Annotated in this window: 19 protein-coding genes and 2 tRNA genes; 6 read left to right on the top strand and 15 right to left on the bottom strand. The window is 64.3% G+C overall.

From position 1 onward, the window contains the following. Both ACDELDRAFT_RS04965 and aceE read right to left on the bottom strand, forming a co-directional pair. Positions 1-660: biotin/lipoyl-containing protein (locus ACDELDRAFT_RS04965; RefSeq protein ID WP_005794076.1), on the bottom strand; the 660-nt coding region annotated here is incomplete at its 3' end. A gap of 101 nt (positions 661-761) precedes the next feature. Then, positions 762-3,482 carry a pyruvate dehydrogenase (acetyl-transferring), homodimeric type gene (aceE, locus tag ACDELDRAFT_RS04970; protein ID WP_005794078.1) on the bottom strand — a complete coding sequence of 907 codons (2,721 nt, stop codon included), beginning with the start codon at positions 3,480-3,482 and terminating at the stop codon, positions 762-764. A 169-nt stretch (positions 3,483-3,651) separates the two neighbouring features. On the opposite strand from aceE, the gene ACDELDRAFT_RS04975 reads away from it, so the two are divergent. From ACDELDRAFT_RS04975 to ACDELDRAFT_RS04995, 5 genes are all read left to right on the top strand, one after another. After that, positions 3,652-6,219, top strand: a complete 2,568-nt coding sequence (locus ACDELDRAFT_RS04975; RefSeq protein WP_005794079.1) for a PAS domain-containing sensor histidine kinase — start codon at positions 3,652-3,654, stop codon at positions 6,217-6,219. Continuing rightward, entirely contained in the window at positions 6,216-6,842 is a 627-nt protein-coding gene (locus ACDELDRAFT_RS04980; protein ID WP_005794080.1) for a response regulator transcription factor, read from the top strand. Before ACDELDRAFT_RS04975 ends, ACDELDRAFT_RS04980 begins: the two co-directional genes overlap by 4 nt. Before the next feature lie 99 nt (positions 6,843-6,941). Beyond that, positions 6,942-7,796, top strand: coding sequence for a bifunctional methylenetetrahydrofolate dehydrogenase/methenyltetrahydrofolate cyclohydrolase FolD (gene folD / locus ACDELDRAFT_RS04985; RefSeq protein WP_005794082.1), 855 nt, complete (start codon positions 6,942-6,944; stop codon positions 7,794-7,796). Between the two features lie 65 nt (positions 7,797-7,861). Then, positions 7,862-9,895: a M3 family metallopeptidase gene (locus ACDELDRAFT_RS04990; RefSeq protein ID WP_005794083.1), complete on the top strand. Its 2,034-nt coding sequence runs from the start codon at positions 7,862-7,864 to the stop codon at positions 9,893-9,895. 39 nt (positions 9,896-9,934) lie between these two features. Further along, the gene (locus ACDELDRAFT_RS04995; RefSeq protein ID WP_005794085.1) at positions 9,935-10,588 is read left to right on the top strand and encodes a glutaredoxin domain-containing protein; all 654 of its coding nucleotides are present in this window, start codon (positions 9,935-9,937) and stop codon (positions 10,586-10,588) included. Between the two features lie 39 nt (positions 10,589-10,627). Here the strand turns inward: ACDELDRAFT_RS04995 and rpiA are convergent, their stop codons facing one another. Next, positions 10,628-11,320, bottom strand: a complete 693-nt coding sequence (rpiA, locus tag ACDELDRAFT_RS05000) for a ribose-5-phosphate isomerase RpiA (RefSeq protein ID WP_005794087.1) — start codon at positions 11,318-11,320, stop codon at positions 10,628-10,630. A 38-nt stretch (positions 11,321-11,358) separates the two neighbouring features. On the opposite strand from rpiA, the gene ACDELDRAFT_RS05005 reads away from it, so the two are divergent. Continuing rightward, positions 11,359-12,441: a quinone-dependent dihydroorotate dehydrogenase gene (locus ACDELDRAFT_RS05005; protein WP_005794088.1), complete on the top strand. Its 1,083-nt coding sequence runs from the start codon at positions 11,359-11,361 to the stop codon at positions 12,439-12,441. Between the two features lie 176 nt (positions 12,442-12,617). On the opposite strand, the gene ACDELDRAFT_RS05010 is transcribed toward ACDELDRAFT_RS05005, so the two are convergent. The 12 genes from ACDELDRAFT_RS05010 to iscA form a co-directional block, all read right to left on the bottom strand. After that, positions 12,618-12,926, bottom strand: a complete 309-nt coding sequence (locus ACDELDRAFT_RS05010) for a hypothetical protein (RefSeq protein ID WP_005794090.1) — start codon at positions 12,924-12,926, stop codon at positions 12,618-12,620. Then, positions 12,923-13,318: a phage holin family protein gene (locus ACDELDRAFT_RS05015; RefSeq protein ID WP_005794091.1), complete on the bottom strand. Its 396-nt coding sequence runs from the start codon at positions 13,316-13,318 to the stop codon at positions 12,923-12,925. The genes ACDELDRAFT_RS05010 and ACDELDRAFT_RS05015 overlap by 4 nt, the downstream gene beginning before the upstream one ends. A gap of 39 nt (positions 13,319-13,357) precedes the next feature. Beyond that, entirely contained in the window at positions 13,358-13,660 is a 303-nt protein-coding gene (locus ACDELDRAFT_RS05020) for a DUF883 family protein (protein WP_005794093.1), read from the bottom strand. Between the two features lie 130 nt (positions 13,661-13,790). Beyond that, complete coding sequence (locus tag ACDELDRAFT_RS05025; RefSeq protein ID WP_005794094.1) at positions 13,791-14,897, bottom strand: NAD(P)/FAD-dependent oxidoreductase; 1,107 nt, start codon at positions 14,895-14,897, stop codon at positions 13,791-13,793. 29 nt (positions 14,898-14,926) lie between these two features. Beyond that, positions 14,927-15,964 carry a histone deacetylase family protein gene (locus ACDELDRAFT_RS05030; RefSeq protein WP_005794095.1) on the bottom strand — a complete coding sequence of 346 codons (1,038 nt, stop codon included), beginning with the start codon at positions 15,962-15,964 and terminating at the stop codon, positions 14,927-14,929. A gap of 184 nt (positions 15,965-16,148) precedes the next feature. Then, positions 16,149-16,223 (bottom strand) — tRNA-Val (locus ACDELDRAFT_RS05035). 44 nt (positions 16,224-16,267) lie between these two features. Next, positions 16,268-16,342: transfer RNA gene (locus tag ACDELDRAFT_RS05040), tRNA-Val, on the bottom strand. A 37-nt stretch (positions 16,343-16,379) separates the two neighbouring features. Continuing rightward, the gene (dnaQ, locus tag ACDELDRAFT_RS05045) at positions 16,380-17,093 is read right to left on the bottom strand and encodes a DNA polymerase III subunit epsilon (protein WP_005794097.1); all 714 of its coding nucleotides are present in this window, start codon (positions 17,091-17,093) and stop codon (positions 16,380-16,382) included. A gap of 78 nt (positions 17,094-17,171) precedes the next feature. Next, a complete protein-coding gene (fdx, locus tag ACDELDRAFT_RS05050; RefSeq protein ID WP_005794099.1) occupies positions 17,172-17,510 on the bottom strand; it encodes an ISC system 2Fe-2S type ferredoxin in 339 nt (112 codons plus the stop codon). Positions 17,511-17,878: 368 nt separating this feature from the next. After that, entirely contained in the window at positions 17,879-19,750 is a 1,872-nt protein-coding gene (hscA, locus tag ACDELDRAFT_RS05055) for a Fe-S protein assembly chaperone HscA (RefSeq protein WP_005794100.1), read from the bottom strand. Positions 19,751-19,816: 66 nt separating this feature from the next. Further along, positions 19,817-20,335, bottom strand: a complete 519-nt coding sequence (hscB, locus tag ACDELDRAFT_RS05060; RefSeq protein WP_005794101.1) for a Fe-S protein assembly co-chaperone HscB — start codon at positions 20,333-20,335, stop codon at positions 19,817-19,819. A 77-nt stretch (positions 20,336-20,412) separates the two neighbouring features. Further along, on the bottom strand, positions 20,413-20,736 hold the full coding sequence (gene iscA, locus ACDELDRAFT_RS05065) for an iron-sulfur cluster assembly protein IscA (protein WP_005794103.1): 324 nt from the start codon (positions 20,734-20,736) through the stop codon (positions 20,413-20,415). Between the last annotated feature and the right edge of the window lie 2 nt (positions 20,737-20,738).

Here is a 20,738-nt window from a genome sequence, read left to right on the forward strand (position 1 = left end):
TGGTGCTGGCGCGGCTGCTGCAGGTGCCGAGACCGCAGGCGCTGGAGCGGCGGCAGGTACGCCTCCGGCCACACCGTCCAGCACCGCCACGAGATCGCCGATGTTGACCTTGTCGCCCACCTTGACCTTGAGTTCTTTCACCACGCCAGCGGCGGGCGACGGGATCTCCATCGATGCCTTGTCCGACTCCACGGTGAACAGCGATTGCTCTAGCCGGACGGTATCGCCGGGCTTGACCAGCAGTTCGATGACGGCCACATCCTTGAAGTCGCCGATGTCGGGCACGCGCACTTCCAGCGGACCTGCGGATGCCGCTGCCGCGGCGGGTGTTGCGGCGGTGGCGGCCGCTGGCGCTATCGTTTGCGTAGCGGCAGGCGCTTGCGGTGTCTGGGCAGGAGCACTGTTTGCTGCTGCGGCTGCCTCGGCCACCTCGAGCGTCAGCACCACCGAGCCCTGCTTGACCTTGTCGCCCAGCTGCACGCGCAGTTCCTTGACCACGCCCGCGTGGCTGGAGGGAATCTCCATCGATGCCTTGTCAGATTCGACCGTGATCAGGGACTGCTCTGCCTTGACCACGTCACCGGGCTTGACCAGCAATTCGATCACGCCGACCTCGTCGAAATCCCCGATGTCTGGGACCTGGATGTCTACCAATGCCATGTTATGCCTCCTGCCGAGCCGCCTCAAAGGAGGCATGCGCCCCCTTGGGGGGCAGCGAATGAATATGAGTGTGGGGGGCCACAGTACGCCTCCGGTTCGGTTTATGCGTACAGCGGATTCGCCTTGTCGGCCTGGATGCCATATTTGGCAATGGCTTCAGCCACCTTGGCAGCGGGCAGAGCGCCGTCTTCGCTGAGCGCCTTGAGCGCGGCCACGACGATGTAGTGGCGATCGATCTCGAAATGCTCGCGCAGCTTGCTGCGGAAATCGCTGCGGCCAAAGCCGTCGGTGCCCAGCACCTTGTAGGTGCGGCCCTTGGGAACAAAGGGGCGGATCTGCTCGGCGTAGGCCTTCATGTAGTCGGTGGAGGCCACGACGGGGCCCGACGACCTGTTCAATTGCTGGGCCACGAACGGCAGGCGCGGCGTTTCCAGCGGGTGCAGCAAGTTCCAGCGCTCGGCGTCCTGGCCGTCGCGGGTCAATTCGTTGAAGCTCGGGCAGCTCCACACATCGGCCTGCACGCCCCAGTCGGTGGCCAGCAGTTCCTGCGCAAAGAACGATTCGCGCAGGATGGTGCCAGAACCCAGCAACTGCACGCGCGGCGCGCTGGCAGCGTCGGCGCCCGGCTTGCACAGGTACATGCCCTTGATGATCTGTTCTTCGGTGCCTGCCGTAAGGCCGGGCATGGCGTAGTTCTCGTTGAGCAGCGTGATGTAGTAGTACACGTTCTCCTGCAGCTCGACCATGCGCTTGAGGCCATGCTGCATGATCACCGCCACTTCGTGCGCGAAGGTGGGGTCGTAGCTCACGCAGTTGGGAACAGTGTTGGCCAGGATGTGGCTGTGGCCGTCTTCATGCTGCAGGCCTTCGCCGTTGAGCGTGGTGCGGCCCGAGGTGCCGCCCAGCAGGAAGCCGCGCGCCTGCATGTCGCCGGCAGCCCATGCCAGGTCGCCCACGCGCTGGAAGCCGAACATCGAGTAGTACACGTAGAACGGAATCATGATCCGGTTGTTCGTGCTGTAGCTGGTGGCCGCGGCAATCCAGCTGGCCATGCCGCCGGCCTCGTTGATGCCTTCCTGCAGGATCTGGCCGGCCTTGTCTTCCTTGTAGTACATGACCTGGTCCTTGTCGACCGGGGTGTACTGCTGACCATGCGGGTTGTAGATGCCGATCTGGCGGAACAGGCCTTCCATACCAAAGGTGCGGGCTTCGTCCACCAGAATGGGCACCACGCGCGGGCCCAGGGCCTGGTCGCGCAGCAACTGGGTGAGGAAGCGCACATAGGCCTGCGTGGTGCTGATCTCGCGGCCCTCGGGCGTGGGCTCGAGGATGGCCTTGAACACGTCCAGCGATGGCACGGTGAAGTGTTCGTCGGCCTTGGTGCGGCGGTGCGGCAGGTAGCCGCCCAGTTCCTTGCGGCGCTCGTGCAGGTAGCGCATCTCTGGTGTGTCATCGGCCGGCTTGTAGAACGGCAGGTCGGCGATCTGGCTGTCGGGGATGGGGATGTTGAAACGGTCGCGGAAGGCCTTGATGTCTTCGTCGCCCAGCTTCTTGGTCTGGTGCACGGTGTTCTTGCCCTCGCCGATCTTGCCCATGCCAAAGCCCTTCACCGTCTTGACGAGCAACACCGTGGGCTGGCCCTTGTGGGCCGTCGCGGCGGCGAAGGCCGCGTAGACCTTTTGCGAATCGTGGCCGCCGCGGCGCAGGTTCCAGATCTCGTCGTCGCTCATGTGGGCAACCATCTCGAGCGTGCGCGGGTCACGGCCGAAGAAATGCTTGCGCACGTAGGCACCGTCGTTGGCCTTGAACGACTGGTAGTCGCCGTCGTTGCATTCCATCATGATCTTGCGCAGCGCGCCGTCCTTGTCGCGCGCCAGCAGGTCGTCCCAGCCCTTGCCCCAGATCAGCTTGATGACGTTCCAGCCGGAGCCGCGGAATTCGCCTTCGAGCTCCTGGATGATCTTGCCGTTGCCGCGCACCGGGCCGTCCAGTCGCTGCAGGTTGCAGTTGATGACGAAGATCAGGTTGTCGAGGTTCTCGCGGGCCGCCAGGCTGATGGCGCCCAGCGATTCGACCTCGTCCATTTCACCGTCGCCCAGGAAGGCCCAGACCTTGCGGTTCTCGGTGTTGGCAATGCCGCGGGCATGCAGGTATTTGAGGAAACGCGCCTGGTAGATGGCCATCAGCGGGCCCAGGCCCATCGACACCGTGGGGAACTGCCAGAACTCGGGCATCAGCTTGGGGTGCGGGTAGCTCGACAGGCCCTTGCCGCCCACTTCCTGGCGGAAGTTCAGCAATTGCTCTTCGCTGATGCGCCCTTCCAGATAGGCACGCGCATACACGCCGGGCGACACGTGGCCCTGTATATAGAGGCAGTCACCGCCGTGGTTCTCGCTCTCGGCGTGCCAGAAATGGTTGAAGCCCGCGCCAAACAGGTTGGCCAGCGAGGCAAAGGAGCCGATGTGCCCGCCCAGATCGCCGCCCTCGGGCGGATGGTGGCGGTTGGCCTTGACCACCATGGCCATGGCGTTCCAGCGCATGTAGGCGCGCAGTCGGCCTTCCAGTTGCAGGTTGCCGGGAGAGCGCTCTTCCTTGTCGGTCTCGATGGTGTTCACATAGCCGGTGTTGGCCGAGAACGGCATGTCGATGCTGCTCTGGCGCGCGTGCTCGAGCAGTTGTTCGAGCAGGTGGTGGGCGCGCTCTGGGCCCTCTTTTTCAATGACGGCGGACAGCGCGTCCATCCACTCCCTGATTTCCTGTTGATCGATGTCGAGGGCAGACGTGGAGGCGTTTGCGGCCTGGGAGTCGGGCTGAGCTGACATGCATGTCTCCTATGTATATGGGTGCAATTTAGTCCGTTGCCCCGAGTTTCGCATAAATTTTTTGAATTTCAAATTATGCTTATTGATTTCATATAATGATAATTTGCTGCGATTGCACATCGGCTGCGGCGCAAAGGGGGAGCAGGCCCGCCTCCCCTACACTCGGGGCATGGACAAGACTGCCGCCCCCCTCCCCGAGCCCGCGCAGGCCTCTGCCATCGCGGCACCCGCGCGCTGGTGGCGGACCTGGTGGCGCAGCCTTTCACCCACCCGGCAGGACCGTTTCGCCGCCCTGGCGCCGCTGGCCGCCGTGCTGATGTTCATGGCGGCTATCGTGGCCGCCTTCTGGTATTTACGCGCCGAAGAAGCCGAACGCGAACAGGAAGCCCTCAAGCGCGATGTGGAATATGCCCAGCAGCGCGTGCGGCTGCGCCTGCTGGAGCGGCAGGAACAGCTCATGCGCATCGCGCGCGACCTGTCCAACCAGGAACTAGAGCGCCCCGAGTTCGTGGGGCGCGCGGAGGCCCTGATCAGCCAATACCCCGAGCTGCAGGCCATCACCTGGATCGACGACAAGCGGCGCATCCGCGCCAGCCACGCAGCCCCCACGCTGGCCAGCAGCGACCTGCGGGTGGCCGGCGAGGTGCTCACGCCTGGAGACACCGCCGACACCTTCGGCCTGGCGCGCGACCTGCAGCAACCCGTGTATTCGCAGCCCGAGGCCAGCGAGGGCGACTCGACCCCGCTCTTGCAGCTGCAGGTGCCCCTCAACCACCAGGGCAAATTCAGCGGCGTGGTGCTGGGCGAATATTCGATCGACAGCCTGCTGCGCTACGGCACGCCCACCGAAGTGCTGGCGCGCTATGCCGTGACGCTGCTCGACGGCAAGAGCCAGGTGCTGGCCGGTACGCCGCTGGCCCCGCGCAACCCCGCCACGCAACTGCTGCCCTGGAGCCCGCGCGCCAACGAATATGAGGTGCCCGTGTCGCCCGTAGGCAACGGGCTGGTGCTGCGCGCACAGGCGTACCGCACCTCGCTGGGCGTGGTGGGCAGCGGCCTTTTCTGGCTGGTGGGCACGCTCAGCGCCATGACGGCCTGGATGCTGATCGCCACCTGGCGGCACACCCGCCGCCGCATGCAGGCCCAGCAGGCGCTGGTGGCAGAAACCAATTTCCGCCGCGCCATGGAGAACTCCATCCTGACCGGCATGCGCGCACTCGATCTCGAAGGGCGCATCACCTACGTGAACGCGGCGTTTTGCCAGATGACCGGCTGGAGCGAAGCTGAGCTGGTGGGCCTGAAGGCACCCTTCCCCTACTGGCCCGATTCCGACTACGAAGCCCTGTACGCCAAGCTGCGCGACGAGATCAATGGCAACACCATGGCCGGCGGCTTCCAGGTGCGCGTGCGCCGCAAGAGCGGAACCCAGTTCGACGCCCGCCTGTATGTGTCGCCGCTGATCGACGCCCACGGCCAGCAGACCGGCTGGATGACGTCGATGACCGACATCACCGAGCCGAACCGCATCCGCGAGCAGCTGTCGGCCTCGTACGAGCGCTTCACCATCGTGCTCGAATCGCTGGATGCATCGGTATCGGTGGCGCCACTCGGCAGCCAGGAGCTGCTTTTCGCCAACAAGCTCTACCGCCAGTGGTTCGGCTCGCAAACCGTGGGGCACCTGCAACTGGTGGCCCAGGCCGGCGTGGTGCCCTCCACAGCCAGCAACTCCACGGGCATGGACGACGAGGACGGACTGATGGGACTGCCCACCGACCCGCTGACCAGCGCACGCACCGAAAACGCCGAGATCTATCTTCCCGAGCTGGGCAAATGGCTGGAGGTACGCTCGCGTTACCTCAATTGGGTGGACGGACGTCTGGCCCAGATGGTCATTGCCACCGACATCACGCCCCGCCGGCTGGCCGAAGAACAGGCGGCGCGCCAGACCGAACGTGCCCAGTCCGTCAGCCGCCTGATCACCATGGGCGAGATGGCGTCGAGCGTGGCGCACGAACTCAACCAGCCGCTCACGGCCATCAGCAACTATTGCAGCGGCATGGTCTCACGCATCCAGAGCGGCCAGATCACCGAAGAGGCCCTGCTGTCCGCGCTGCAAAAGACTGCACACCAGGCGCAGCGCGCGGGCCAGATCATCCAGCGCATCCGCGCTTTCGTGAAAAAGAGCGAGCCCAACCGGACGTTGGCCGACGTGCATTCCATGGTGAACGAAGCGGTCGAGCTGGCCGACATCGAACTGCGCCGCCACAACGTGCGCCTGACCCACTACGTCGCGGCCCGCCTGCCCCCCGTGATGGCCGACACCATCCTCATCGAGCAGGTGCTGGTCAACCTCATGAAGAACGGCGCCGAGGCCATCCAGCATGCCAACCGCCCCGCCCCCAACCGCAGCGTGGAGCTGCGCGTGGTGCCCAAGCACATCGACGACCACGAAGTGGTGGAGTTCTCGGTGCAGGACACCGGCAAGGGTCTGGCCCCCGAAGTGCTCGAACGCCTCTTCGAGGCCTTTTTCTCCACCAAGCAAGAAGGCATGGGCATGGGCCTGAACCTGTGCCGCAGCATCGTCGAATCGCACCACGGCCGAATGCAGGCAGAGAACCTCTACAATGGTTCCGAGGTCACAGGCTGCCGGTTCTCCTTCTGGCTTCCGCTTGCCAAGCCTGTGGATGCCACTACAAATTCTGTAGCAAACGCACAACCCCCGAGGACAATTGCATGAGTTTGATTCCGAAAAAAGGCACCGTGTACGTAGTGGACGACGACGAAGCGGTTCGCGATTCCCTGCAGTGGCTGCTGGAAGGCAAGGACTACCGGGTGCGTTGCTTTGATTCGGCCGAAACCTTTCTCTCGCGCTACGACCCGCGCGAAGTGGCCTGCCTGATCGTGGACATCCGCATGGGCGGCATGACGGGGCTGGAGCTGCAGGACCGACTGATCGAGCGCAAATCGCCGCTGCCCATCGTCTTCATCACCGGCCACGGCGACGTGCCCATGGCCGTGAACACCATGAAGAAAGGCGCGCTCGACTTCATCCAGAAGCCCTTTGACGAGGAAGAACTGGTGGGTCTGGTCGAGCGCATGCTGGACCACGCCCGCGAAGCCTTCGCAGGCTACCAGCAGGCCGCCAGCCGCGATGCGCTGCTGTCCAAGCTCACCGGCCGCGAAGCGCAGGTGCTCGAGCGCATCGTGGCGGGCCGCCTGAACAAGCAGATCGCCGACGACCTGGGCATCAGCATCAAGACCGTGGAGGCGCACCGCGCCAACATCATGGAAAAGCTCAACGCCAACACCGTGGCCGATCTGCTCAAGATTGCCCTGGGCCAAAACGCGCCCAAGGGTTGACCGACCGGCCCGCCACCCCACCCTCATCCGCTCAGTATTTGATAGCTGCAGGCGCTCACCCAATAAGCGCCTCAAGGCTTTTTGATTGATATTTTCGCCATGACAGCCCAACTCATCGACGGCAACGCCCTGTCCCGCCAATTGCGCACCGAAGTCGCCCAGCGCGCGGCCGCCCTCAAAACCCGCGGCACCACGCCGGGCCTGGCGGTGGTGCTGGTCGGTGACAACCCTGCCTCGCAGGTCTATGTGCGCAACAAGGTCAAGGCGTGCGAGGACAGCGGCCTGCATTCGGTACTCGAGAAGTACGACGCCGACATGAGCGAAGCCGCCCTGCTGGCGCGCGTGGAGGCACTCAACAACGACCCCGCGATCCACGGCATCCTGGTGCAACTGCCCCTGCCCGCGCACATCGATGCGCAAAAGGTCATCGAGGCCATCTCGCCCGCCAAGGACGTGGATGGCTTCCACATCGCCAGCGCAGGCGCCCTCATGACGGGCATGCCCGGCTTCTGGCCCTGCACGCCCTATGGCTGCATGAAGATGCTCGAATCCATCGGCTACGACCTGCGCGGCAAGCATGCCGTGGTCATCGGCCGCAGCAACATCGTGGGCAAACCCATGGCGCTGATGCTGCTGCAAAAAGATGCCACCGTGACCATCTGCCACTCGCGCACGGCCGATCTCAAGGCCCAGACCCTTCAGGCCGACGTGATCGTGGCGGCAGTAGGCAAGCGCAACGTGCTCACGGCCGACATGGTCAAGCCCGGCGCCGTGGTGCTGGATGTGGGCATGAACCGCAACGACGAGGGCAAGCTCTGCGGCGACGTGGACTTCGAGGGCGTGAAAAGCGTGGCCGGCTGGATCACCCCTGTGCCCGGAGGGGTGGGGCCCATGACCATTACCATGTTGCTGGTCAATACGCTGGAAGCCGCCGAGCGCGCCGCCGGCGCCTGAAAGCCGGCGGCATCCAGCCATCCCCGCAACTTGAACCTGCGCTGCATGGCGCCATCTGAAACCGCATGAGCAACGCCCTCCTCGACTTCTCCGACCTTCCCCGGTTCGACCGGATCACCCCAGACGATGTCGCGCCTGCCGTGGATGTGCTGCTCGAGAAGGCCAACGCGGCCCTTGAAACGGTCACCGCTGCGGACTTTCCCGCGCGCTGGGATGCCATGGCGAAGGTGCTGGACGTTGCCACCGAGCATCTGGGGCGGGCCTGGGGGGCTGTAAGCCATCTCAACAGCGTGGCCGACACCCCCGAGCTGCGCGCGGCCTACAACGCCGCCCTGCCGTGCGTCACCGAGTTTTGGACCCGGCTCGGTGCCGATGAGCGCTTGTATGCCAAGTACAAGGCCATCGATCCCGCCACCCTCACGCCAGAGCAGCGCCGCGCGCACCAGAACGCCATGCGCAACTTTGTCCTCAGCGGCGCGGAGTTGACCGGTGCTGCCAAGGAACGGTTTGCCCAGATCCAGGAACGCCAGGCCGAGCTGAGCCAGAAGTTCAGCGAGAACGCACTCGACGCGACCGATGCCTTCGCCTACTACGCCAGCGCCGAAGAACTCGACGGCGTGCCGCCGGACGTACAGCAGGCCGCTCTGGCCGCTGCCCAGGCCGAAGGCAAGACCGGCTACAAGCTCACGCTCAAGATGCCGTGCTATCTGCCCGTGATGCAATTCGCCACGCGCAGCGCCCTGCGTGAAACCATGTACCGGGCTTACGTGACGCGCGCGTCCGATCAGGCCGAAGGCGATGCGCGGCGTTTCGACAACACGGCGCTCATCCGCGAAATCCTGGCGCTGCGCCGTGAAGAAGCCCATTTGCTGGGGTACGACAATTTTGGCCAGGTGTCGGTCGTGCCCAAGATGGCGCAGTCGCCCGAGGAAGTCGTCACCTTCCTGCGTGATCTGGCGCGCCGTGCGCGCCCCTACGCGGAAAAAGACGTGGCCGACCTGCGCGAGTTCGCCACCCACCAGTTGGCTCTACACGACCCGCAGGCATGGGACTGGCCGTACCTGGGCGAGAAGCTCAAAGAGGCGCGCTATGCCTTCAGCGAGCAGGAAGTCAAGCAGTACTTCACAGCACCCAAGGTTCTGGCAGGGCTCTTCAAGATCATCGAGACGCTGTTCGAAGTGTCGATCCACCCGGACAGCGCCCCCGTGTGGCACCCGGCCGTCGAGTTCTACCGCATTGAGCGCAACGGCCAGTTGGTCGGCCAGTTCTACCTGGACCAGCCTGCCCGCACCGGCAAGCGCGGCGGCGCCTGGATGGACGACGTGCGCACCCGCTGGCTGCGGCCGGACACGGGGGTGTTGCAGACGCCGGTGGCGCACCTGGTGTGCAACTTCGCCGAAGGCATTGACGGCAAGCCACCGTTGCTCACCCACGACGACGTGATCACGCTCTTCCACGAATTCGGCCATGGCCTGCACCACATGCTCACGCAGGTGAACGAGCGTGACGTGTCGGGCATCAGCGGCGTCGAGTGGGATGCGGTCGAATTGCCCAGCCAGTTCATGGAAAACTTCTGCTGGGAGTGGGACGTCCTGCGCAACATGACGGCGCATGTCGACACCGGTGCTCCGCTGCCCCGCGCGCTGTTCGACAAGATGATCGCTGGCAAGAACTTCCAAAGCGGCATACAGACGCTCCGGCAGATCGAATATGCCCTGTTCGACATGTTGCTGCACACCGATCACGACCCGGACCAGGACTTCATGCCCTTGCTGGCCGAAGTGCGCAGCGAGGTGTCGGTGCTGCCCCCGCCATCGTTCAGCCGCACGGCCCACACGTTCAGCCATATCTTTGCGGGCGGCTACGCGGCGGGCTACTACAGCTACAAGTGGGCAGAGGTGCTGAGCGCCGACGCCTACGCGGCCTTTGAGGAAACGGCAGGCAGCGATGGCCTGCCCAGCACGGAAACCGGACGCCGTTACCGACAGGCCATTCTCGAGGCGGGCGGCAGCCGCCCTGCCATGGAATCGTTCAAGGCGTTCCGTGGCCGCGAGCCCACCCTGGACGCCCTGCTGCGCCACCAGGGCATGGCAGACTAGGCCTTTTTTGCACAGACTTCGCTTTCCGAGGAGATTCACATGCGCAAGCCACTGCGTGCATCCTTGCTCGCCTCGCTGCTGATGGGCCTGGCCGTTGCCGGAGTCCAGGCACAGGCCGTTTACCGCATCGTCGGGCCAGATGGGAAGGTCACCTTCTCGGATCGCGCCCCCGACAACAATGCCAAGCCCGCCCAGACCACAGCCCCCGGCTCACCCGCAGGAGGCGCAGCCCTGCCCTACGAGCTTCAGCAGGTCGCCACGCGGTTTCCGGTCACGCTCTACACCGGCAGCGACTGCGCGCCCTGCAACAGCGCCCGCAGCCTGCTGATCGGGCGGGGCATTCCATTCACCGAACGCACCATCAGCACGAACGAAGACATCGAGGCACTGCAGCGCCTGAGCGGCAGCTCCAGCCTGCCGTTCGGCACCATTGGCGGGCAGCAACTGGCCGGTTTCTCCGATGCCGAGTGGACCCAGTACCTGAATGCCGCGGGATACCCCAAGCAGTCGCAACTGCCCTCGAACTATCGCCGTCCACCCGCCGCACCCCTCGTGGCCGTGAAGGCCGCACAGCCTGCGCCCCCCGACGTGACCGAAACCCGTGAACCCCGTGCGCCGGCACAGCGGCAGCGGCCGGCACCAGCCCCTGTAGACGGCCCCACGCCCAGCAACCCGGCAGGTATCCGCTTCTGAAAAAGCCCGGGCTGGTACAGCCCGGGCTTTTGGCGCGCCTCAGTAGGTGAAGGTCTTCACCACGCCTTGGGCCGTGCCCATAAGGCAAACCGACGCCTTCTGGTGCGCGAACACCCCCACCGTCACCACGCCAGGCCACTGGTTCACCTCGGACTCGAATGCCAGGGGGTCGGTGATCGAAAGGCCGGTCACATCCAGGATGTGCTGGCCGTTGTCTGTCACCAATGGTTCACCGTCCTTGAGGCGCAAGCGCGCTTCGCCACCGAGCGCGGCGAAGCGTCGCCCGATGTGCTGAGCGGCCATGGGAATCACCTCCACCGGCAAGGGAAAGCGCCCCAGCGAAGGCACGAGCTTGGATTCGTCGACGATGCAGACGAAACGGCGCGCCAGTGCCGCCACAATTTTCTCGCGCGTGAGTGCGGCGCCGCCGCCTTTCACCATGTATCCCTGGCCGTCGACTTCGTCCGCACCGTCGATGTACACCGCCAGCGATTCGACATCATTGGCATCGAATACCGCAATCCCCAGCGCCTTGAGGCGCTCCGTGCTCGCGATCGAACTGGAGACGGCGCCCCGAATCTGGTCCTTCATGCCCGCCAGGGCGTCGATGAACTTGTTGACCGTGGAGCCGGTGCCCACCCCCACGATGTCGCCGGGCACCACATACTGCAGGGCAGCCTGGCCCACCAGGGCCTTGAGTTCGTCTTGGGTCAGGGGAGAGGAAGTCGTCATGGGGGAGAATCAGAGGGTAATCGTCGAATTATCCCCCCATGTCACTGATCCCCTACGCCCTCACCCGCTCCTTTCTGTTTGGCATGGATGCCGAAGCCGCCCACGAATTCACCATGGGCATGTTGGCACGCGGCCAGCACACCCCCATGCAGTGGGCGTGGTGCCATGAAACGGTGGATGACCCCATCGAACTGGCTGGGCTCACCTTTCCCAACCGCGTAGGGCTCGCGGCAGGCCTGGACAAGAATGCCCGCTGCATCGATGCGCTGGGTGCCATGGGCTTTGGCTTCGTGGAGGTCGGCACGGTGACGCCCAAGGCGCAGCCCGGCAACGCGAAGCCCCGCATGTTCCGCCTGCCCGAGGCCCGGGCCCTGATCAATCGATTGGGCTTCAACAACGATGGCTTGGACGCCTTCATCCATAACGTGCAGCAGGCCCGCTTTCGCACGCTGCACCGCAAGCACCCCATGCTGCTGGGGCTGAACATCGGCAAGAACGCCAGCACTCCCATCGACAGTGCCACCAGCGACTACCTCACCTGCCTCGACGGCGTGTATCCGCATGCCGACTACGTCACGATCAACATCAGTTCACCCAACACACAAAACTTGCGCGCGCTGCAAAGCGATGCAGCCCTGGATGCCCTGCTGGGCGCCATTGCCGAACGCCGCGAAACTCTGGCAGGACAATACCCGCAGAACGATGGCAAGGGCGGTACCAAGGCGCGCCGCGTGCCCATCTTCGTCAAGATTGCCCCTGACCTCGACGAGGCCCAGGTGTCGGTGATCGCGGCCACCCTGCAACGCCACGGCATGGATGGCGTGATTGCCACCAACACCACCATCAGCCGGGAGGCCGTCAAGGGCCAGCCCCATTCCGAACAGCAGGGCGGACTCAGCGGAGCGCCCGTGCTCGAAGCCAGCAATCAGGTGATCCGGCAACTGCGTGCAGCCCTGGGCAGCCGTTTCCCCATCATCGGCGTGGGCGGCATCCTGAGCGCAGAAGACGCGGTAAGCAAGATCCGCGCGGGCGCGGATGTCGTGCAGATCTATACCGGACTGATCTACGAGGGCCCGGCCCTCGTGTCGAAGGCAGCGCGGGCCATCAAAGCCATGGGCTGAAGAACCTGGGGCATTGCGGTGCATGCGGATGCCTTACCACGCTCACGGTGTGGCACGACCGAAATGCAACGCCGGGGCCCTTGAACACAGCCCCCGGGGGGGGGCACCGGAGAGGTTCGCACCGAGACAAGACGCGCAGTCAGAAGAACAAGCGGCAGCAACTGCTGCCACCCGTCCTATCGCCGCAGGCGCATTACCAGTGGAAGCACGACGCTGGCCCAACGCACCAATCGGCGCGGGCCGGCGGCCATTGCAACCCCGGCCAGAGCTGCTACGGCCGCCGGATGCTGCCGCGTGAAAGCGACCACGCGCAGCAACAGGGGCGCATCGGCATCACTGCCGTTGGCCACGGCGGCCAGAGCCTGCGACTGAAGCCGCGCAGCCCGCCGGGCGCGCAGGCGTTCGCGCTGCAACGCAATGCGCTCCACGATCTGTTGTTGCGCTTCGGTGCCCGGCACGGGCAGGGATTCTTCGGAATAGCTCACAAGCGCTCCTTGATGTCGCGCCAGTCCTGGGCCAGCTCGCGACGGGTGAGCGCAAAGGCATTGCCCGCACTGCGCATCACCGAAACCAGCTTGTACGCAGCCGAGCACCATGCCAGCAGCCACACGCCCGCAACTATCCAGGCGACCAGCACGCGGTGCGGGCTCTCCCAGAAATGCACCAGCACAGCGGTGGACAGCAGCACCAGCGCCACCACGGTCAGGCCGGTGACCGCGATCATCAACACCAGCAACTGCTGCAATCGCTGCTTCTGATCAAGCCACTCCAGGCGTGCCAGCTCAAGCCGATCCTCGGCAGCGATGGCCCCCTCGATGACATTTGCGCGCCATCGCGCGGCAAACGCCTCCAGTCCTAACAGAGAGAGCCAGTTCATAGGAGCCTTGGCCGCATCAGCGCGATGGAGGACTGACGATCAGCGGCGCGCAAGCAGAAAGCCCACCAGTGCGCCCACCGCCAGCGCGGCCCCAGCCACGCGCCAGGGTTCGTCATGGGCATAGCGGTCGGCCGCCAGGGCCGCGTCCTTGGCCTGGCGAGCAGCTTCCTGGGCGGCGCGCACCGCAGACTCGCGCACCGTATGCATACCGTCATCCAGGCGCTGGCGCAGTACCTTGATCTCGGGGAACGAATCGAGGTCCTTGCTGGCCAGCAGCCCGCGCAGATCAGACACCAATTTTTCGAGTTCGCCCTGGGTGGTGGTGCTGTCGGAAGCAGTCATACATACCTTTCGTTGGATTCAGTGAACGCCATCGCGCAGGAGTGCTGCGATGGCTTGGGATCATCTTAGCGACATGCCCGATGGGCCGCCATCTTCCGTCGTCGCAAAACGTTACGACACGCCCGAGATTTCATGCGGAACGGACCATCTGCGCCACATAATCCGCGATGGCCAAGGCGCTGGTGAGGCCCGGCGATTCGATGCCAAAGAGGTTCACGAGGCCTGCAACCCCGTGTTCACGCGGCCCCTGCACCATGAAATCCGCTGCCGGCGCATCGGCTCCGTGGATCTTGGGCCGAATACCGGCATAGCCTGGGGCCAACGCCCCGTCTTGCAGACCGGGCCAGTACTTGCGCACCTCAGCGTAGAACGCCTGCCCCCGCGCCGGGTCGACCTGCAGATCGTCGGGCGAATCGACCCACTGCACGTCGGGGCCGAATTTGGCTTGACCGCCCAGGTCAAGCGTGAGGTGAACGCCCAATCCGGCCGCTTCGGGCACCGGGTAGATCAGGTGGGTAAAGGGTGCCTTTGCCGTGAGCGTGAAATAGCTGCCTTTGGCGTAGTGCGCTGGCGGAACATGGCGCTCGTGCAACCCCGTGAAGCGCCGCGCAAGCGTGGGGGCATAAAGCCCTGCGGCATTCACCACCGTGCTTGCCTGCAGCCGGGTGCCATCCTCAGCTTCCAAAAGAATAGCACTCTCTCCACATTCAGCGCGCGCAAGCGGCGAATTCAATGCAACAAGCCCGCCCGCGTTCTCCAGATCGCCCTGCAGTGCCAGCATGAGCCCATGGCTGTCCACGATGCCGGTGCTGGGTGAATACAGGGCCGCAACGCATTCGAGTGCCGGCTCCAATGCACGGGCGGCCTCGCGGTCGAGCCACTGAAGATCCAGAACGCCATTGGCCTCGGCGCGCGTACGGATCGACTCAAGGCCTGCGAGCTGCTCTCGTGACGTGGCCACCAGCAACTTCCCGCACCGTCGGTGCGCAACGCCGCGGTCGGCGCAATAGGCATACAGCTGCTCACGCCCCGTGACGCAAAAGCGGGCCTTGAGTGAGCCAGCCGGGTAGTACAGGCCCGCATGAATGACCTCGCTATTGCGCGAACTGGTGCCGGTGCCAATGGCATCCGCAGCCTCCAGCACCATCACCTCACGCCCGTCGAGCGCCAGCGCACGGGCCACGGCGAGCCCCACCACGCCCGCGCCTACCACGACGCTATCCACTGTGTCCGTCATCTCTATTTTTCCTTGTTGCAAAAAAGCCTTCAGGCTTGCTCGAAGCCGTCGAGCACATGGACCGCGTTGATGCCCAGTTCTGCAGCCGCATAGCCGCCTTCCAGCACCAGCACGGTTGGCAAGTTCAGCTGTGCCAGACGCGCCCCCATAGGGCAAAAATCGGCCGAAGCCAGTGCAAACCGCGAAATGGGGTCGCCCTCGTATGTATCGAGCCCCAATGAAACCACCAGGGCATCGGCCCCAAAGCCGGCAATGCGAGTACACGCCCGCTCCAGCGCCTCGAACCAGACGGCCGCCGTGGTGCCCGCGGGAAGTGGAAGATTCAAGTTGCAGCCTGAACCTTCGCCCTCGCCGGTCTCATCGGCATGACCGAGAAAAAACGGGTATTCGGTTCGGGGATCACCATGGATGCTCGCGAAGAATACATCGCCACGGTGGTAGAAGATGCTCTGGGTGCCATTGCCGTGGTGGTAGTCCACATCGAGCACCGCCACGCGCGACGCCCCCTGGTTGCGCAACGCCTGGGTCGCCACCGCTGCATTGTTGATAAAGCAGTAGCCCCCCATGAAATCGGGCCCGGCATGGTGCCCAGGCGGGCGCGTGCAACAGAATACGGCGCGCGCTCCTCCGGCCACCCTCGCAGCCGCGCTGGCTGCGGCATCGGCCCCCGCCTTGACCGCGGCCCAGGTGCCCGAAGCCAGCGGTGTGCCGTTGTCCATGGAATACAGGCCCAACCGTGCGATGAAATTGTCGGATTCGAAGTCGCTGCGCAAAGTGCGGACCGGCCATACCGAGGGAAACGGCTGCACCGATGCATTGCCTGGGGCCAATGCCAGCCACTGTTGCCACGCCCCCTCGAGAAACTTCAGATAGCGCTCAGAGTGGACCTGGCGCAAGACCGGGGTGCTATCGACATCGGGGGCCAGCAAGGAGCAGCCCCACGCTCTGAGGCTGGCCTCCACATGATCGGCGCGCGCTGGGCTTTCGAAGCACGGCACGCGCTCTCCGCGAAAGAACTCATGGGCAGGCGCATGCCCTTGGTGCAATGGGTTGTGGTAGACCAGCATGGTGGAGTGACGACAGGATCGGCAAGAGGCCATTCACGCTGCACGCGGTGAAGGGTCGCAGAACCGTTCAGGCGACGTGTAGGCAGAAATATCTGACTGTAACGGCCAATACCCGGCCTTCATGTTCAACAGCGCGCGAACCATGAAAAAACCCTTGCAGACATGCGCCTGCAAGGGTTTGTATTGGTGGGTGATACATGGATCGAACATGTGACCCCTGCCGTGTGAAGGCAGTGCTCTACCGCTGAGCTAATCACCCGTGGTCACCCTCATTGAAAGTGCCCGAAAAATCTGTCGTGAGCTTGGTGGGTGATACATGGATCGAACATGTGACCCCTGCCGTGTGAAGGCAGTGCTCTACCGCTGAGCTAATCACCCGTGTCGCTGCGACAGCCTTCAATTATGGCACAGCTTTTCAGGCCGTCTGCAAAGATCGCCAAATTGTTTTACCGCCGCTGGCCTTGTCGATCTGCACCAGCACCTCCTCATGGGCCGCGATTTCCTGCTCGTTTGCCGGCAGCACCGGCAACGTGAAACTGCGCAGGTCGATCTGCACGAAATGGCCGCCGCCAGCGCTGTCCTGCGCGTCGTCGATGATCAGCAACGCATCCTGGCCGCGCGTGAGATTGATGTACACGTCCGCCAGCAGCTCTGCGTCGAGCAAGGCGCCGTGCAGCGTGCGCCCGGAATTGTCCACGCCCAGACGGTCGCACAACGCGTCCAGCGAGTTGCGCTTGCCCGGGTAGAGCTCCTTGGCCATGGCCAGGGTATCGGTGACGCTGTCCACAAACGTGTGCAGTGCCGGGCGCCCCAGCAGCTCGAGTTCCTTGTTCAGGAAGCCTACGTCAAACGCCGCGTTGTGGATGATGACCTCGGCCCCCTGCAGGTACTCGAGCAACTCGTCGGCGACGGCTGCGAACTTGGGCTTGTCCCTCAGAAACTCGTTGCTGATTCCGTGCACCTTGAGTGCATCCTCATGGCTGTCGCGCTCGGGATTGAGATAGAAATGCTTGTTGTTGCCCGTGAGCTTGCGCGACACCAGTTCCACGCAGCCGATTTCAATAATGCGGTCGCCCCCTTCGGCGGACAGACCGGTGGTTTCCGTATCGAGAACAATCTGGCGTGACATCGAGACTCCTGTGGCGCGGTAGGTGCGTTGCGGTGAAGCACGATGCCCGCACGGCGCATCGCGCTTCACCGCTGTGCTTCAGTGATTTTCCTTGGCGTGGTTGATTGAATACTTCGGAATTTCAACCACCAGGTCTTTCTGCGCAATGATGGCCTGGCAAGACAGGCGCGACTGGGGCTCGAGCCCCCAGGCGCGATCGAGAAGATCTTCCTCTTCTTCCTCGGCTTCATTGAGCGACTCAATACCCGAGCGCACCACCACGTGGCAGGTGGTGCAGGCACAACTCATGTCGCAGGCATGCTCGATGTTGATGTGGTTTTCCAGCAGCGCCTCGCAGATGGAAGTGCCGGCAGGTGCCGTGATCTCTGCGCCGGCGGGGCAATATTCGGGGTGGGGAAGTATCTTGATGACGGGCATGGATTGGCTCTGTTTTCAAGGACAGGGCTCGACCGCGCATCCCATTGCATAGGACGCCTTGGTGAGCGACAAAGAGAAGGATGGGCGCCTGTTCAAACGATGTCCCACGAGGCGCCGCTGACGGCCATCACACCAGAAGGTGCGCGTGATGGTGCCAGCCGCGGGCACCACTGCCATGTGGAGCGAAGAATCGCGGTGAGCAACGGATCGGCGCTGTACCAAATTCGAACAGGCTTCAAGCGTGCCTGCGGCAATTGCGCCCCGCCCCGCCGGATCCACTTTCCCCCGCCACCGGCTGCTTCGCGCGCGGCGCTGGGGAACGACACTTTTGGGTGGCAAAACATCGGTCGGAACAAACGGTGCGCGGGCTACAGGGCCTGCACGTTCTTGCCCGCCAGGGCTTCGCGAATACCGCGGTTCATGCGCTGCGCCGCGAATGCCTCGGTGCCTTTGGCCAGTGCCTGCGTCGCTGCCTCGATGGCTGCGGCGTCGTCGGCATCGCGCTGCGCGCTCAGGGCGGCCATCAGCACTTCGATGGCAACCCGCTCGGAGGGCTCCAGCACCTCGCCGTCCGCGTCCAGCGCGCTTTGCGTGGCCATCAGCATGCGGTCAGCGTCGACCCGTGCTTCCACCACGGCGCGGGTGCGCATGTCCTGCGCTGCGGTCGCGAAGCCATCCTGCAGCATGCGTGCGATCTGGTCGTCCGACAGACCGTAGGAGGGTTTCACGTCGATACGGGCTTCGACCCCACTGCCCTGCTCACGGGCGCTCACGCTCAGCAGGCCATCGGCATCGACGGTGAAAGTCACGCGGATGCGCGCAGCCCCGGCCGCTATGGGTGGGATGCCGCGCAACTCGAAGCGGGCCAGACTGCGGCAGTCCTGAACCAGATCGCGCTCGCCCTGCACCACGTGGATGGCCAGGGCCGTCTGGCCATCCTTGTAGGTGGTGAAATCCTGCGCCTTGGCCGTGGGAATGGTCTCGTTGCGGCCTACGATACGCTCGACCAGGCCGCCCATGGTCTCAATGCCCAGCGACAGCGGAATCACATCGAGCAGGAGCAAGTCGCCCGCCGTGTTGTTGCCCGCGAGCTGATTGGCCTGGATGGCAGCGCCCAAAGCCACCACCTCGTCCGGGTTGAGGTTGGTCAGCGGCTCCTTGCCAAAAAATTCAGCCACCGCGCGCTGCACCTGGGGCATGCGGGTGGATCCGCCCACCATGACCACGCCCTGCACGTCGTCGCGTGAAAGCTTGGCGTCGCGCAAGACACGGCGCACCGCCGCCATCGAGCGGGCAGTCAGGTCGGCAGTCGCGGCGTCAAAATCAGATCTTTTGACCTCGAAATGCAGGCGACCGCCTGCCATATCTGCAGTGAACGCTACGATTTCAGAAGCAGTCAGCGCCTCCTTGCAGGCCCGTGCCGCCATGCGGATCGCGGCCTTGTCGGCGGGTGTTTCGGCCGTGCGCCCCTGCTGCTTGAGCACCCAGTTGGCCAGCGCCGCGTCGTAGTCGTCACCTCCGAGGGCCGAGTCCCCACCTGTGGCGATCACTTCGAAGACGCCCTGCGTCAGCCGCAGCACCGAGATGTCGAATGTGCCGCCGCCCAGGTCATAGACCGCATAGACGCCCTCGCTGGCGTTGTCGAGACCGTAAGCAATGGCCGCCGCGGTTGGTTCGTTGATCAGGCGCAGCAAACGGATGCCAGCAAGCTGGGCGGCGTCCTTGGTTGCCTGTCGCTGGGCGTCGTCGAAATAGGCCGGCACGGTGATCACCGCACCGTACAGGTCGTCGTTGAAAGTATCCTCGGCCCGGTAGCGCAGCGTGGCGAGAATTTCCGCGCTGATCTCCACCGGCGACTTCACGCCTGCGGCCGTCACCAGCCCCACCATGCCCCCCACTCCCTGGGCCGGGTTCTGGACGAACTCGTAGGGCAGCTGCCCCGCTTGTGCCACGTCCTGCAGCCCGCGGCCCATGAAACGTTTGGCCGACGCGATGGTGTTGCGCGCATCGCTCGACTGCGCCTCCACCGCCTCGTAGCCAATTTGCCGGCCACCCTGCGCCAGGTAGCGCACCACAGACGGCAGCAGCACGCGCCCCTGTGCGTCGGGCAGACACTCGGCCACACCGTTGCGCACGGCCGCCACCAGGGAATGGGTTGTGCCCAGGTCGATGCCGACCGCGATGCGCCGCTGGTGCGGGTCGGGGGACTGGCCTGGCTCGGAAATCTGCAAAAGCGCCATGAAATTCTTGTGTTCGACGAGTGAAACCCCTGTACTGCGAAAAGCGCCGCGCGAGGGGAACTAGCGCTATTGTCCCAGTTGATCCCGCCGGCGTTCGATATCCTGCGCAAATCGCGCAATGAACATGAGGGCTCTGACCTGCCGCGCAGCGCCCGCATAGTCGCCCTGCTCATCAAGCAAGCGCGCGCAAAGAGCCAGGGCGTCGGCGCGCGCCTTGCCGACCTCGTCATCCAGGGCATCAAATTCAGAGGCCGTATGCGCGTCTTCCAGCGATTCGCGCCATTCCATCTGCTGCATCAGGAAGGCTGCGGGCATGGCGGTGTTGTCTTCGGCCTGGATGGGGGCACCATGCAACTCGCACAGGTAGGCGGCGCGGCGCATCGGGTCTTTCAAGCGCTGGTAGGCCTCATTGATGCGCACCGACCATTGCATGGCCACCCTCTGCGCCGCGGCACCCTGCGCGGCAAACCGGTCGGGGTGCGCCTCGCGCTGGAGCTCTTTCCAGCGCGCATCGAGCGCAGCCCGGTCTTGCGCGAAGCGCAGAGGCACGCCAAAGAGTTCAAAGTCGTCGGATTGAAGATTCATACTCGGTCCACCGAATCAATAAAAAACCGCCATCACGCAATGCGGTGGCGGTTTGGCAGCGGCGCAGCCGGGCAACCTCAGACGCGGAAGCTCTCTCCGCAGCCGCAGCGGTCCCGCTCATTCGGATTGTTGAACCGGAAGCCCTCATTCAAGCCTTCCCGCACAAAATCCAGTTCGGTGCCGTCAATGTAGGCAAGGCTCTTGGGATCGATCAGCACCTTGACACCGTGATTCTCGAAAACGATGTCTTCGGGCTCGGCGTCATCCACGTATTCCAGCTTGTAGGCCAGGCCTGAACACCCCGTGGTCTTCACTCCAAGGCGCACCCCGAGCCCCTTGCCTCTGCGCGCCAGGTAGCGGGTCACGTGCCGGGCGGCGGCTTCAGTCAGCGTGATGGCCATGG

The sequence above is a fragment of the Acidovorax delafieldii 2AN genome (assembly GCF_000175235.1).
GTDB lineage: Bacteria > Pseudomonadota > Gammaproteobacteria > Burkholderiales > Burkholderiaceae_C > Acidovorax > Acidovorax delafieldii_B.

Excerpts from the sequence above, each read along its gene's own strand:
- ACDELDRAFT_RS04980 (WP_005794080.1), top strand. The coding sequence starts at position 6,216 with ATGAGTTTGATTCCGAAAAAAGGCACCGTGTACGTAGTGGACGACGAC.
- fdx (WP_005794099.1), bottom strand. The coding sequence starts at position 17,510 with ATGCCCGTCATCAAGATACTTCCCCACCCCGAATATTGCCCCGCCGGC.
- ACDELDRAFT_RS04975 (WP_005794079.1), top strand. The coding sequence starts at position 3,652 with ATGGACAAGACTGCCGCCCCCCTCCCCGAGCCCGCGCAGGCCTCTGCC.
- ACDELDRAFT_RS05025 (WP_005794094.1), bottom strand. The coding sequence starts at position 14,897 with ATGACGGACACAGTGGATAGCGTCGTGGTAGGCGCGGGCGTGGTGGGG.
- aceE (WP_005794078.1), bottom strand. The coding sequence starts at position 3,482 with ATGTCAGCTCAGCCCGACTCCCAGGCCGCAAACGCCTCCACGTCTGCC.
- ACDELDRAFT_RS05015 (WP_005794091.1), bottom strand. The coding sequence starts at position 13,318 with ATGAACTGGCTCTCTCTGTTAGGACTGGAGGCGTTTGCCGCGCGATGG.
- folD (WP_005794082.1), top strand. The coding sequence starts at position 6,942 with ATGACAGCCCAACTCATCGACGGCAACGCCCTGTCCCGCCAATTGCGC.
- iscA (WP_005794103.1), bottom strand. The coding sequence starts at position 20,736 with ATGGCCATCACGCTGACTGAAGCCGCCGCCCGGCACGTGACCCGCTAC.
- dnaQ (WP_005794097.1), bottom strand. The coding sequence starts at position 17,093 with ATGTCACGCCAGATTGTTCTCGATACGGAAACCACCGGTCTGTCCGCC.
- hscB (WP_005794101.1), bottom strand. The coding sequence starts at position 20,335 with ATGAATCTTCAATCCGACGACTTTGAACTCTTTGGCGTGCCTCTGCGC.
- ACDELDRAFT_RS05005 (WP_005794088.1), top strand. The coding sequence starts at position 11,359 with ATGTCACTGATCCCCTACGCCCTCACCCGCTCCTTTCTGTTTGGCATG.
- ACDELDRAFT_RS04995 (WP_005794085.1), top strand. The coding sequence starts at position 9,935 with ATGCGCAAGCCACTGCGTGCATCCTTGCTCGCCTCGCTGCTGATGGGC.
- ACDELDRAFT_RS05030 (WP_005794095.1), bottom strand. The coding sequence starts at position 15,964 with ATGCTGGTCTACCACAACCCATTGCACCAAGGGCATGCGCCTGCCCAT.
- ACDELDRAFT_RS05020 (WP_005794093.1), bottom strand. The coding sequence starts at position 13,660 with ATGACTGCTTCCGACAGCACCACCACCCAGGGCGAACTCGAAAAATTG.
- hscA (WP_005794100.1), bottom strand. The coding sequence starts at position 19,750 with ATGGCGCTTTTGCAGATTTCCGAGCCAGGCCAGTCCCCCGACCCGCAC.
- rpiA (WP_005794087.1), bottom strand. The coding sequence starts at position 11,320 with ATGACGACTTCCTCTCCCCTGACCCAAGACGAACTCAAGGCCCTGGTG.
- ACDELDRAFT_RS04990 (WP_005794083.1), top strand. The coding sequence starts at position 7,862 with ATGAGCAACGCCCTCCTCGACTTCTCCGACCTTCCCCGGTTCGACCGG.